General features: G+C 30.7%; 13 protein-coding genes. 11 read left to right on the forward strand and 2 right to left on the reverse strand.

The features are described from left to right. Window positions 1-423: 423 nt before the first annotated feature. The 11 genes from RGRSB_RS10995 to RGRSB_RS00280 all read left to right on the forward strand — a co-directional run bounded on the left by RGRSB_RS10995 (window position 424) and on the right by RGRSB_RS00280 (window position 11,267). On the forward strand, window positions 424-549 hold the full coding sequence (locus RGRSB_RS10995) for a pentapeptide repeat-containing protein (protein ID WP_172581998.1): 126 nt from the start codon (window positions 424-426) through the stop codon (window positions 547-549). A 163-nt stretch (window positions 550-712) separates the two neighbouring features. Continuing rightward, on the forward strand, window positions 713-892 hold the full coding sequence (locus tag RGRSB_RS00245) for a hypothetical protein (RefSeq protein WP_119259314.1): 180 nt from the start codon (window positions 713-715) through the stop codon (window positions 890-892). An 11-nt stretch (window positions 893-903) separates the two neighbouring features. Further along, the gene (locus RGRSB_RS00250) at window positions 904-1,995 is read left to right on the forward strand and encodes a DUF3326 domain-containing protein (RefSeq protein ID WP_119259315.1); all 1,092 of its coding nucleotides are present in this window, start codon (window positions 904-906) and stop codon (window positions 1,993-1,995) included. Then, complete coding sequence (locus tag RGRSB_RS00255) at window positions 1,988-2,581, forward strand: CPBP family intramembrane glutamic endopeptidase (RefSeq protein ID WP_119259316.1); 594 nt, start codon at window positions 1,988-1,990, stop codon at window positions 2,579-2,581. Before RGRSB_RS00250 ends, RGRSB_RS00255 begins: the two co-directional genes overlap by 8 nt. Before the next feature lie 17 nt (window positions 2,582-2,598). Further along, window positions 2,599-3,045: a DUF3531 family protein gene (locus tag RGRSB_RS00260; protein ID WP_119259317.1), complete on the forward strand. Its 447-nt coding sequence runs from the start codon at window positions 2,599-2,601 to the stop codon at window positions 3,043-3,045. 226 nt (window positions 3,046-3,271) lie between these two features. Beyond that, window positions 3,272-5,017, forward strand: coding sequence for an ABC transporter ATP-binding protein (locus RGRSB_RS00265; RefSeq protein WP_119259318.1), 1,746 nt, complete (start codon window positions 3,272-3,274; stop codon window positions 5,015-5,017). 2,701 nt (window positions 5,018-7,718) lie between these two features. Next, the gene (locus RGRSB_RS10315; RefSeq protein WP_232014530.1) at window positions 7,719-7,985 is read left to right on the forward strand and encodes a hypothetical protein; all 267 of its coding nucleotides are present in this window, start codon (window positions 7,719-7,721) and stop codon (window positions 7,983-7,985) included. Between the two features lie 116 nt (window positions 7,986-8,101). Next, a complete protein-coding gene (locus tag RGRSB_RS10320; RefSeq protein ID WP_232014531.1) occupies window positions 8,102-8,314 on the forward strand; it encodes a hypothetical protein in 213 nt (70 codons plus the stop codon). Further along, window positions 8,307-8,483 carry a hypothetical protein gene (locus tag RGRSB_RS10325; protein ID WP_232014532.1) on the forward strand — a complete coding sequence of 59 codons (177 nt, stop codon included), beginning with the start codon at window positions 8,307-8,309 and terminating at the stop codon, window positions 8,481-8,483. The genes RGRSB_RS10320 and RGRSB_RS10325 overlap by 8 nt, the downstream gene beginning before the upstream one ends. Before the next feature lie 101 nt (window positions 8,484-8,584). Continuing rightward, complete coding sequence (gene recJ, locus RGRSB_RS00275) at window positions 8,585-10,924, forward strand: single-stranded-DNA-specific exonuclease RecJ (protein WP_119259319.1); 2,340 nt, start codon at window positions 8,585-8,587, stop codon at window positions 10,922-10,924. A gap of 70 nt (window positions 10,925-10,994) precedes the next feature. Further along, window positions 10,995-11,267, forward strand: coding sequence for a LapA family protein (locus RGRSB_RS00280; RefSeq protein WP_172581999.1), 273 nt, complete (start codon window positions 10,995-10,997; stop codon window positions 11,265-11,267). A gap of 665 nt (window positions 11,268-11,932) precedes the next feature. Here RGRSB_RS00280 and rsmD read toward each other — a convergent pair. Beyond that, entirely contained in the window at window positions 11,933-12,469 is a 537-nt protein-coding gene (gene rsmD, locus RGRSB_RS00285) for a 16S rRNA (guanine(966)-N(2))-methyltransferase RsmD (protein WP_119259321.1), read from the reverse strand. 271 nt (window positions 12,470-12,740) lie between these two features. Next, window positions 12,741-13,379 (reverse strand): imidazole glycerol phosphate synthase subunit HisH, encoded by a 639-nt coding sequence (hisH, locus tag RGRSB_RS00290; protein WP_119259322.1) that lies wholly within the window; start codon window positions 13,377-13,379, stop codon window positions 12,741-12,743. Window positions 13,380-13,874 lie beyond the last annotated feature (495 nt).

A 13,874-nucleotide genomic window follows, 5' to 3' on the forward strand; every position in this document is an offset into this window, starting at 1 on the left:
AGAAAATCATTTTAGATAATTCTTTTTAAAAAAACTGTAAAAAATAGATTCAATTAATATTGATTTTATGGGATTCAATTTAAGTAAAGCTACTTTAAAATAATTAGATCTGAATGAAGTAATTTTGTGGAAAAATAATTTAATAAAAAGTAATTTATATTCTGTAAATTTACGGGATTATAATCTTACTGGAGGTTAATTAAAACCGATTAAACCGCGGCTTAATTTATGCAGAGTAAATTTATATAGAGCTGACTTAATCAGTTTAGAATTAACTAATAGTAATTTATTTATACTGATTTATATCTAAATTTTAAATAATAAACTAATTTTATAAAAACAGATTTAGGCTGTGCATATTTATGTTATACAAGCCTTGACTTCTCTTTAGATTATAAAGAATAATTTAGTAGGTTTTAAATTGTGTCGAGTGAAACTAAGTTAAAAAAACTATCGTTGTTATTTTCAAATTTAACTGAAGTTAATCTAAGAAATGCAAATTTAAGCTACGTAACTTTAATTAAAGTTAACAGATTTAACAAGAGCTAATTTACAAGAAACGATTTCATCTAAAATAAATGCGAGTAGACGGTTATGCTGAGCAGAATAGTTTTAAACAAAAATCCATTGATGATCTATATCAATGGATTTTTGTTTAAAAAAATATCCGTTATGGTAGAGTAATGAAACCATCCATGCGAATTTAATAGCAATGACAACCCATTTTATTACTGCTGAAGTAAGCCTTCAAGAAAATCCCTTAAGATTACAAAAAAAGATTGAAGCTGAACTTAAAAAACAAGGAGAACCTCTTCGGTGGGCGATCACAGAAGTAAACACTAAAAAACAAACTGTTTATATAGAGGGAATTATTACAAATAGCAATAAGTAAAATTTACTATAGTGGTTCATCTTCCTTACACCGTCGTTTTAATTGTTCCCACCGGAATTGGAGCTGCTATTGGAGGTTATGCGGGAGATGCCCTTCCTGTTGCCCGTGCCATTTCCCAAGTGTGTGACTGCTTGATCACACACCCCAATGTTCTTAATGGAGCACAACTCTACTGGAATCTTCCCAACACCTTTTACGTTGAAGGATATGGACTTGATCGCTTTGCTCGAGGAGATTGGGGACTGCACCCAGTTCATCAAAATCGAATTGGTTTAATTTTAGACCAAGGCATCGAACCAGAATTACAAACACGTCATTTACAAGTTGTTGATGCTACGAGAACCACTCTAGGACTAGACATAACCGATTATATCCTTACCGATACTCCTCTAAACATTGAACTACGTATCGCTCCCTCTGGAACGAGTTGGGGAACTATTAGCAACCCAGATAGTTTACTCAGAGCAGCAGAGACATTGATCACCCAAGCTAAAGTCCAGGCAATTGCAGTTGTTGTCCGTTTTCCCGATGATATTGACAGTCTAACTCTAGATAACTACCGTCATGGTCGAGGAGTTGATCCCTTAGCGGGAGCAGAAGCAGTTATTTCCCACCTGATTGTCCGTCAATTTGGTATTCCCGCTGCTCATGCTCCCGCTTTAATGCCTTTACCCCTTGAGCCAAATCTTTCCCCCCGTGCCGCAGCTGAAGAACTTGGCTATACTTTTTTACCTTGCGTTTTAGTGGGGTTGAGTCGCGCACCTCAATTTGTTTACATAGGGAAAGTAGATTTTAATTCAACACTTGTAAATCCTGTAATTTGGAAAAATCAAGTCGATGCAGTGATTGTTCCGGAGACTGCTTGTGGAGGGAGTGCTATCCTTAGTTTCAGCCAGTGCAACACCCGTACCCGTATTATTACAGTTGCAGAAAATCAAACCAAATTACAAGTTACCCCAGACTCCCTCGGAATTCAGGCGATTAAGGTAAACTCTTATTTAGAGGCTTTAGGTGTTTTAGTCGCTCATCGTGCTGGAATCAGTGTTAGTGTCTTGCATCCTACTGTCTCATCCCTTAATTGTTTCTCTAAAACTCGTGACTAATCCTAAATCGTCTGACATGGAACCGTTAACTCGTGAGCAAATTTTAGTAGTAATGGGGGTAACAGCAGTTATTCTCTTAATTATTGCTAAAGTTTGGCAGAAAATATGGTCCGTTACCCTAATGGATGTTCAATTAACCTCCAATGCTATTTTAGGTGGTTTAGGGGTGGCAGGGGGGATTATTGTTGCTAGTAGCATTATTTATCATCTCTGTCCAGCCTATCGTCAAAGTGCAGATATTTACTTTAAATTGATAATTAGACCATTAATTTGGTCAGATTTAATCTGGCTAGGATTATTACCAGGTTTAAGTGAAGAACTGTTGTTTCGTGGAATAATGTTGCCCGCATTGGGATTAAATTTACTGGCAGTGATTCTGTCAAGTGTTATCTTTGGAGTGCTTCATTCAAGTGGGGCGCAACAGTGGCCTTATGTAGTTTGGGCAACGATAGTAGGATTTGTCTTAGGTTATAGTGCTTTGGTGACAGGGAATTTAGTGGTCCCTATTATAGCCCACATTATTACTAATTTAGTATCGAGTAGCTTGTGGAAAATTAGTAAGTCGATGGAAATGCATTCTAATTAACAGTTGATAGTTAATATATGAAAATTCAATTTCGAGAATTTAATCCTTTTGATCTATGGATTTGGTTAGAGTTTAAAACTATTCCTTCATCCATGGAAAAGCAATATATAGAGGAAGTATTTGATTCCTGGTTTTATTTAGGAAAGTTGGGGGCATTTAACGCTGAAAACTTACAAGTGCAAGATCAGGGAATTGATATTAGTTATATGGAATATGAGATAGGTACAACTAACAGTGTTATGATGGCTCCCATGCACAATATGACAGAGTTTCAATATCAAGGAATTTGGGGACGCTGTTGGTTTGATTTGGGCACTAGTGATTTAATTGCTTTGGATATTTTGATTAATGCTTTAGATCAGTTAAGTAAAGAGTATGTCGCTATCAACAGGTTGATTATTGGTGGTGAAAATAAAGATTGGAAAGCCGACGATAAAGATCAATCAATGTTTATTGAAAACTAAGTCTTAAAATTTATTTTATTTTTTTGAAATTTAATATTTATTTTTTAAAAAATAGAATTGGCTAAGAAGGGAAGTTGAAAAACTATATAACTATCATTATTTCATTTCAATAAGTTTGGTGACTCTTCCACAGGTTTGATAGGTTGATTTCAATACAGCCAAGTTATGCCGAAAATAATGGAAAATTTTTAAAAAAAAATCTAAATAGGTATTTAAAGACAAGCACATGGCAACGTCACGACTTCGACAACTGGGTAAATATTTATATCCTCACTGGAAACAAGTGTTGTGGGGAACAGGCACATTATTTGTTGTTAACGCTCTAGGGGTTTATATTCCCTTACTAATTCGAGATAGTATCGACGATTTGCGTCAGGCATTTAGTTTTGATCAAGTATTATTATATGTTGTCCTAATGTTAATTCTAGCGACTATTATGTGGATAGTTCGCATGATCTCGCGCCTTATAATTTTTGGAGTGGGTCGTCAGGTAGAATTTGATCTTAAACAAAGGATATTCGAACATTTACTCACCCTAGAACCTGCCTATTTTTCCACTAATACCGGCGGCGATTTAATTAACCGTGCCACCAGTGATGTAGATAATATTCGTCGTTTGGTGGGCTTCGCAGTATTGAGTTTAATTAATATAATTTTTGCTTACGCTCTGACTCTTCCGGCGATGTTGTCTATCCACGTTCCCTTAAGTTTATTGGCTATTGCTGTCTATCCAGTAATTCTGTTTACAGTACAAATATTCAGTAGACATTTACAAAATCAACAATTTAAGGTGCAAGAAGGACTGTCTGAGATTAGTGAGTTAATCCAAGAAGATATCGGTGGCATGGCTTTAATTAAAATTTATGCCCAAGAAGCTAATGAAATTCGTGCTTTTGATCAACTAAACCAAGAACTGCTAAAGGCTAACTTAAAACTCGCCAAAATTCGTAATTTTCTTTTCCCTATCATTGAAGGACTATCATATATCAGCCTATTACTGCTGTTAACTTTTGGAACTCAAGCAATCACTGAAGGAACCATCAGTATCGGAGATTTTGTTGCTCTAATTATTTTAGTAGAACAATTAGTGTTTCCCACGGCCTTGCTGGGATTTACAATGACTGCCTATCAACGGGGAGAAGTGAGTATTGATCGAATAGCAGCCATCTTTCAAGCACAACCGAGAGTTCACGATCAATACCAACTTAAATCTATCTCCCCATCAGAGATTAAAGGTAAATTGGTTGCCCTTAACCTCAGCTATACTTATCCTGGGGCGAAAAAACCAGCTTTGAATAAAGTTAACATGACGATCAATCCTGGAGAAACGGTAGCCATTGTTGGTCCAATTGGTTGCGGAAAATCAACCTTAGCCAATACTTTACCCCGTTTACTTGAAATTGCGCCAGGACAATTATTTTTAGATGATTATGATGTCACCGAGTTACCTTTAGCCCAATTACGGAGGGCAATCGCCTATGTTCCTCAGGATAGCTTCTTGTTTAATACTTCTATTGAAAACAATATTCGTTACGGAGATCATCTTAAGGAACGATATGAAGTAGAATGGGCAGCTAAACAAAGCCAGATTCATCAAGAGATTATGAATCTACCTCAAAAATATGATACTCTCGTTGGAGAAAGGGGTATTATTCTTTCAGGTGGTCAACGACAACGTACTGCTCTAGCTAGAGCTTTATTGATGGATGCTTCAATACTAATCTTAGACGATGCTCTATCAAGTGTTGATAATAAAACTGCTACCCAGATTCTAAATAGTCTTTATAAGGAACAGGGTAAGACTATTATTTTTATTTCTCATCATTTACCAGCTGCAGCGCAAGCAGACCGTATTTTAGTTATGGATAAAGGAAGAATTGTTCAGATGGGAACCCATAAAACCTTGTTGCAACAACCTGGATTGTATCAGTCTCTTTGGAATCAACATCAATTAGAGAAAATGTGCAACTAGAATTTTTTAATTTTTTAAAAGTTAGCTAAAGAAAAGAACTAAGAGAGAAAAATAATAAAATTTGACGCTTACTTACCTCAATATAACTGTAAATTGTTTAGCTATTTAGTCTTATTGCACTGATGTAAGCTTTAAGTATAACTTAAAGATAAAAATCTTTGGACAAATTTAATTATCAGTTTTACTTGATTACATTCTCATGAATATGAGAACTACCCTTAACTATCAATTTTAATTTTGTTATAACTCCAAAGTTCATCACGAATGAACTCCATTAATGTCAATATAAATAAACCTTGATGAATTATGCCATTGAAGAATTAAACTTGCTTCCCAAGCAGCTTAAATTAGAGGAATAACTCATTCTTCTCAGTCTACTCAATAAATAACTCAATAAATAATTTTAGTATAAACTACCGCCGCTTCATAGATTTAGTAATCAGCCGGACAAAACTTACAATGGAAAGCTTAAACATGGAGTTAATTTGTAAATTTATTAACGTAAATAACTTATTTTTAGGCAGAATATAAATTACTATAAACTACTAAAGAAAAATTTTATTTAAATAACTTAAGAGAGGTTTAAAAAATAACTTTATGAGTTTAACACAATTATGATTAAATCAATTATTATATTAACTAGTAAAAAAATAATCTTATTAAGTTAAGATAAATGCTTTTTATGAAAGAAGATATATATAATGTTAACGATAACAGCAAATTAATTCTAATACATTGCAAATACAAAGATTAGAAAAAATTTATAATTTTATAGTAGACTATTATTCGAAATCTTACAGTTTGTAGAAAGTTTATTTATAGTGTTGTAATATTTATTTAACTTTTTTTTTAAAAATCTTTTCTGTAAAAGTAAGCAAAGTGTATCTCTAGCCTATTTTAGTAAAGTTACTTCCACTTTACACTCTAGTATTTTAACTACTCTTGATGTAGACAGTTAGAATAAAAGTAACTTTGCTGCAACTTAAGGACAACTCTCTGTTTGAGAGATTATGAAAAAATACTAAATCTAACCCAAATCAATCTATAGATAATCTCTCAAACTTTGATAATAAAAATTATTTTGCTTATAGCCTAATGTTTTTAGTGAAGTTCAAGTAAAAAAAATTCTAAAAATAACCTCTAAAAATATTATTTTTTAGAGCTAAAATAAAACTAATTTCTAGATAATTAAATGAAAAATATAAAAATTATTTATAGAGTATTTTGTCGATTTTAACACCCCACATTCTTAGGAGTTATATTTATTTTTTTTTATTTATAAAAAACACAATACAGCCCAGTTATGCTAATATTACAATCCAGTTGTGCTAATATTGCAATGTAAAATTACCTAATAAAATGCCAAATATAAAAACTCATTAGTTAAAACTTGCTAATTTTTTAAATAAATTAAGTTCTCCTTTTTATTAACTTCAATTTATTATTAATACCTTCCATTATTACTATATTGAAGTAGGTAATAACTACTCTGACTGAAGGACTATGTTAGGTTACAGTTTTCCAGCTATAGTAAATAATTATTTAATGCTAATTAACTAATTTAAATACTTTTGATACTTGGTCCAATTTTTTAGAAAAAAATTCTAAATTTATATTTTTATTAGTGTTTTTTAAGAAAACTAATTGTGTCTTGTACATCTGTTTTAATTTAGTATTTTTTACCTAAATCTTCTTTTTTTTGATAGAAAACTTTTTTTATCTAAAAAATAGATATCTTACTATGTTCTCTAACATAGACTTATAGTACATAACAATTAACCTCTTTTTTAAGAAAAAGAAACTTTTATCAACTGCCAATCGTTCTAGTGTGTAAAGGTTTTTATATTTATCATGATAATTGTTTTTCAACTATTAAGTAAATATGTTTTACTAAAAGGTTAGTTTGTCAAAAATAAAGTAACTATTTTATAGGTTGTGTTATTTTATAATTTATAAAAATAACACTTTAATTAATTTTTAAATTTCCTATTAGCTATGAATTTAATTTATTGGTATTATTGTTATTTTTTATAATTTAATTATTAATTAATACAGACTATAGCTTAGTTTTTTCACTTAAAATTTACAAAAATTACTACCAGGAAAACCAGATATAATATTTAAATAGACTCTTTAATAAAAGATTTTTAAGTAATTACGGAGTAATTTGAATTAAAGTAAATATTTATAAAATAAGTCTTAAATTTTCAATAAATACAACATAAATATTTCGATATTCAGCCAAGATTTATTTTTATTTAAAATATTTTCTTCGCGTCATTAACTGACAACTTTTATAATTTTTTTATAGTAACTTCTTATTATAAGTCAATTTTTTTTTAAAGAAACCTAAAAAGTATTGTATCTAAACACCTCATTCTAGACTAATTTATGAAATTTAAACTTAAAGGTACAAAAATTTAGATCAACAAAATTTTTTACGTTAATATTTTATTATTTTAGATATGCCTCTATTTATTGTTTTTAACCGTTTTTCACGGCTAGCACTGATTAATATTCTATTCTGATCTGATGGTTCTCTTTGCAGAATTCTTTAATGTTGCCTTTTAGGGCTATCTAGAAGCTATTCATCATTTAGCTGGTGGAACTCTAGCTACAGTTATTTTCAACTATCTTTACCGCGTCTTGGGATTTCTTCGCAGGGGAACAACAGAGTTAACTACCCAAGCTGTCGAATGTAATGCTAAATGATGATGTGCTGCTGGACTTACTAAGAAATGAACCATTAGCCTTAGTTTCAAGATTAGGAATTATTCTTTTACAATATCTCTTAAAGATGTTAGGATTTTCCCTCCTTAATAGAGTTTCAACGATTAAAGCATCTGCCCAAGCTTACTACAATACACAAATTTTAGGTGCACCAGTGGGTTTTCTTGATTTTGTCTTTATTGGTTGGTTTTTAGGACAGAAACAAAGTGAAAAAAATTTATCAAATTATAGGAAATAGGGCTAATATTATCTCAGATAATCTATTTATTTTCTCTATTTACCAATTTAAGTGCAGGGATAGAAACAAATATCTTAACCGAAAATATTCTGTTTTTATAGATATTTCACTTAGGAGTGTGTTTAATTGATGGGTTAGCTTTTACTACCGAATCCCTAGCTGAAAATTTCAAAGAAAAAGTGGCTAAACAAGGCTTATTTCCTCTGTTAGAACTAGCAGAAATAATTGGTTTAAGTGTAGGACTAATATTGGCTATAGCTTTTGTGGGGTTTCCTCAACCTTTATTGACTTTACTAACTAACCATCAGGAAATATTTCCTGATGGTTAGTTCTTGTCTTTATTGGCTTTTACCTGTACTAGGATTCGGTTCTATTGCCTGTATTTTAGATAGCTATTTTCTGGGACTAGTTGAAAAAGCAATCTTACGTTATACAGCTTTGATTTCTATTTTTTTTGTTTATTCTTTTAGCTATTATTGCTTGGCAGTTGAACAATAATGATTTATTGTGGTTTAATTTAAATTACTTCATGGGACTTAGAGCTGTTTTACTCAGTTTAAAAGTTCTCTAAACATTAAAAGACAAAGTTTTTATTTAAAATGGATATTTTACAAGATAAATGGCGAATAGCACCTTCTACATTGATTCCTCAGTGGTTTCTAGCAATTATTAAATCCTATACTCCTAATTCTGACGGAAAACATGTTGCTAAAATCTTATGGCAACGAGGAATTAAAAATAGAGATCAACTGATGGCTTTCATTGATCCTGATATCTATCATCCAACTGATCCTTTTATTTTTGGAAAAGAAATGAAGTGGGCAGTTAAACGTCTTAAAAAGGCTTATAGAAATCAAGAAAAAGTCACTATATGGGGAGACTTCGATGCTGATGGAATTACCTCAACTAGCGTTCTTTGGGAAGGATTAGGACAATTTTTTCTTCCTTATTTACAACTTAATTATTATATTCCTAATCGTATTACAGAATCACATGGATTAAATAGTCAAGGAATCGAAAAATTAGCAGTATCAGGAACTCGGTTAGTTGTGACTTGTGATACAGGAAGTACCAATTTAACTGAAATTGACTATGCTAATGAGCTGGACATTGACATAATTATCACCGATCATCATACTTTACCAAATGATCGTCCTCCTGTTACTGCTATTATCAATCCTCACTATTTTAGCACTGATCATTCCCTATTTAACCTATCAGGTGTAGCAGTAGCCTATAAATTAGTCGAAGCATTTTATCAAGAATTACCTGATGTTCCTCAAAAACCATTAGAACAATTATTAGATTTGGTTGCTATTGGGTTAATTTCTGACTTAGTTGAGTTAAAAGGAGACTGTCGTTATTTAGCACAAAAAGGTATTCAACGGCTACAAAAACAGCGACAATTTGCAACTCGTCCAGGAGTTGCTAAATTATTGGAATTATGTCAGAAAACCGGTGATAGACCTACTGATATTTCCTATGGTATTGGACCAAGGATTAATGCTATTAGTCGTATTTATGGAGATGCTACATTTGGGGTTGAATTATTAACCAGTCGTGACACACAACTTTGTCATAAACTCGCTTTAAAAACTGAATTAGCTAATGCAAGACGCAAAGAAATACAACAAAGAGTTTATAAAGATGTTAAAAAGAAACTATCTCAAATTGACTTATCAACCATGAGAGTTATTGTTTTAGAAGATTCCCAATGGGACAGCGGAGTTTTAGGATTAGTTGCCGGAAAAATTGCTCAAGAATATAGTCGTCCAACAGTTTTATTAACCAGACAAGAAACAGACAGTGAAGACCAAGTTAAAGTCATAAAAATGCTTAGAGGTTCGGCGCGCTCAGTTAATCAAATAGATTTATATAAATTACTGGATTCTCAAAAAAAATTGTTATATCGTTTTGGAGGACATCCTTTTGCTGCAGGGCTAACTTTATATCTAAAAAATTTAACTTTATTCAGAGAAGGTATTAATCAACAATTTAGACAAAAAATAGACGATATTAATTATATCCAAACAACAATTGAAGTAGATTTAGTTGTTACTGTTATTGATCTAGGACAGGATCTATTTCGAGAACTGAAATTATTAGAACCTTGTGGAATAGGTAATTCTACTCCTAAGATCTTAATAAGAAATTGCTGGTTTGATAAGATTTGGAATAAGAATATTAAGGATATAAAAAAAAATAAAATACAATATATAAAGACAAATTTTGAAATTCACGATTTTTCTACTAACAAAGGATTTCCTGGAGTTTGGTGGGAACATTATAAAGATGAACTTCCTTTTGGTAAACCCCAAGATGCTATCGTTGAATTATACTTTAATTCTTATTATAAACGTTATGAAGTTAGATTGATTGCCATTAGAGATTATGTAGCTAATTTTGAAATTAATCAAAATATTAATAATGATAATTATTTGTTAGATTGGCGTAATGAAAAATCTGTAGAAAAAGTAGATACTCAAATTCAAGTATTACAAGAGTGTCCTAATAGTTGGGATCAACTTTTAAAAATATATTATCAAACTCAACAGAGAAAACTTAAACTTGCTCTTGCTTATAATTCACCAAAATATTTAAACTCTACACAAGTTTGGCAACAATTATTAGGTATTGCAAAATATTACAGTCGTACTCATACGATTATCAAAATAGAACAAATAAAAATAAAATTAGAACTAAGTGATTATACTTTAAAACTTGGATTAGAAACTTTATATGAATTAGGATTTGATTGCGATAGAATAGAAGAAAAATTAAAGTTTAGATGGACAAAGAAAATTGCTAATGATGCTCATGAAAAAGTAATTTACTTTTTAGAAGTGGTTGAAGAAGAACAATTTCAGCATAAATATTTTCATGAGATTTCTCTTGATTGCATTCAAGAAAGAATATTTGGAGACAATAAAAAAAAATGAATATGACTTTTTCTTAAAAGTAAAATCCATAAGATAATATAATAGAAATTGTGTATAGATTCATAAAATCATGAAATTTTTAACTTATTTAATAACTATGATAATAGTTGCTTTCTGGTTAGCAATAATCGCTATTTTTTCCATTCAAAATATTACTGAAATTTCTTTAAAGTTTTTAGTTTTTAAATCTATTAAATTTCCTATTGGGGTATTATTATCTTTCTGTTTGGGGGGAGGGATGGTTTCGGGGTCACTAGCTACTCTATTATGGGAATATCCTAAATCTTTACCTCAAAGAGGTTCAAGAAGAAATTCTAAGAAAGTTAATGATTTTTCACTTTGATTAAATCAATATACATGTTAGGCTACTGTTCGATTATAAGTCACATAATTGCGTTAGATAATTAAATCGTTATAATAGCCATATTGAAGTTGGTTGTTGATGCTGTCATTAAAACAAAAATAGAAAAGTTAATTTAAAATAGTCAAAACTTTAATATAAAATTAAAGATAAAGTAGAGAAAAAACTAAATAAGACAACTTTAACACATTTGAATTTGAGTTTAATAAATAAAATTTTTGAAGGGTTTAGAACAAGAAAATATCTCTGTTTTATAAGTTTTTAATCAATTTATTTGCTAAGTGTCGGTATTTCTATAAATTTTTTTGAGGAAAAGTATATCTAAGACAACAATAATAACTCTTTTGGAAGAGAACTAAAAATAACTAATCGCTAATATTAATTTTACTTAAATCAAATTTATATTAGCGATTAGTTGATAATATTTTGACTTAGTAAAACTAAGAAAATTAGTGATATAGAATTTGTTATAGTTCTTAAAAAAAATTTTTAGGGAAAGATTTAGTCTTAATCAAGAGAATAAAGACAAGAAAATGTTTTTTTGATAGCTAGACAATAGCAATATTTCTGTTGCTTTGATTCAAGCAAGCAGAATTTATGTTAAATTTAATAGATTTTTTTTACTTGTTGACTCTCTCATTTCAACTTTATTGAGATACATAAAATGTTATCGCATTATTTCCATAATATTTTTCTTGACGAATTTTCAACTCATTGATCGCCATTGATTGCCATAATTTAGGATTATGTTCTACTGCAATTTCTCCGTCTTTTCTCAAAAGTTTATGAGTTATTATTGCTTCCAAAACAGGTTGATACAATTTACTAGTATAGGGCGGATCAAAATAGATATGATTAAATTGTTGTCCTTCCAGTGTTTTTAGCATTTTAAGAACATCACCTTTAATGACTTTAAAGTTCTGATTTTTCCTGGCAAATTTTTGCCAATTTTGCTTAATAACTTTACACGCTTTCCCGTATGTTTCAATCCCTATTACTTCCTTTGCACCACGACATAAAGCTTCTGCACCCATTGAACCATTTCCTGCACATAAATCTAGCCAACAACATTCGATAATTGAACCTTGCCAAATGTTAAATAATGCTTCTCTAACTTTAGCAGATGTAGGACGGGTTAATTGTCCAGGTAAAGTGGTTAATAATCGATTTCCATAAATCCGCATTCTAGTTAATAGTTAATTATAGAGATATTGATCAGAAACTACCGACAAATCCAAAAAGTTTAGCTAAACTACAACCATATATTATTTTCTCTGATTTTATTTGTCCTAATTATAAAAACGCTAAAATGTAAATTAATCTTATCCATTTTGAATACAATTTCATCTAAAAAACTATTGATTGTCTTTAAGATATCTTTAAGTGAATAAGTGACTGCAATTAAAATCTGATCCATTGCTTTTAATGATCTATTTAGATAATTAATAATTTTATTTATTTATAGAAGTATATTTTTTTAACTGAACTAACAAAATTGGATAGGCTTTTTAAGCCATAATCTGAAGATTTTTCAGGGTGAAATTGTACTGCTGTTAAGTTATCAAAAGCAATTGCTGCTGTTACTGTTTGACTGCCATGAGTAACTGTTGCTGCTGTAACAGTTAAATCAACTGGATCAACATAATAAGAGTGAACAAAATACACATAAGGATTAGGGGGTAAACCTTGCCATAAACTTAAATTAGGTTGAGTAAATTCCAATTGATTCCAACCCATGTGAGGAATGGTAAGATTAGGTTCGGAACGAAAACGACGGACCTTCCCAGGAATAATTCCTAACCCTGGTTCTTTTCCTTCTTCAGAAGCATCAAAAAGAATTTGTAACCCTAAACAAATTCCTAAAAAAGGTTTTTTATCAGCAATCGCCTGGTTAATAGGATTAACTAAATGGCGCGCCCGCAGTTGTTGAACTGCTGGATCAAAAGATCCTACCCCAGGTAGAACAATACCAGCAGCTTTAGCAATTTCATTAGGAGAATCAGTTATTTTTGGGGTTATCCCTGCTTTTTCGATTGCCTTACAAACAGAGTGTAGATTTCCCATGTCATAGTCAATAACTGCAATAAAGTCCATGTTGCAATATTTAATAAAATAGATACTTGAATTCCATTTTAGGGTATAAGAAATCATGATTAGGATTATCTTAACTTTACTTTATTTTAAATTTAGCTATCTAATCAACTTTCTAGTTTATCGAAGGTTATTTGAAGATATATATAAAACTAAGCTATTGAAGGAGTGTTTGTCCAAATACTTTTTCAAGCAGTAGTTTTTAGTATAATGGCTGAATCGCACTAATAATTAATAGTAAAATTGGATATTAGAAGAGAATGGGACAAATTTGAAACCACAATTAACGTAGAAAAGACAGTTCCCTGTAGTTATGAATAAATCAACCATCCTCAATTTCATGAACAACTTTCAATTTACTGTATACAAGCTGATTTATTATTGTTAATTGTCCCTGCTTTTGATCCGTATTTAGAAATAGATGTTAATCTCTCCAATACTGTTAAATCTGAAAAAATATACATACCGATCATAGTGCGCAAGTGTACTGTGATCGGT

The organism is cyanobacterium endosymbiont of Rhopalodia gibberula (genome assembly GCF_003574135.1).
In the GTDB taxonomy this organism is placed as follows: Bacteria; Cyanobacteriota; Cyanobacteriia; order Cyanobacteriales; family Microcystaceae; genus Rippkaea.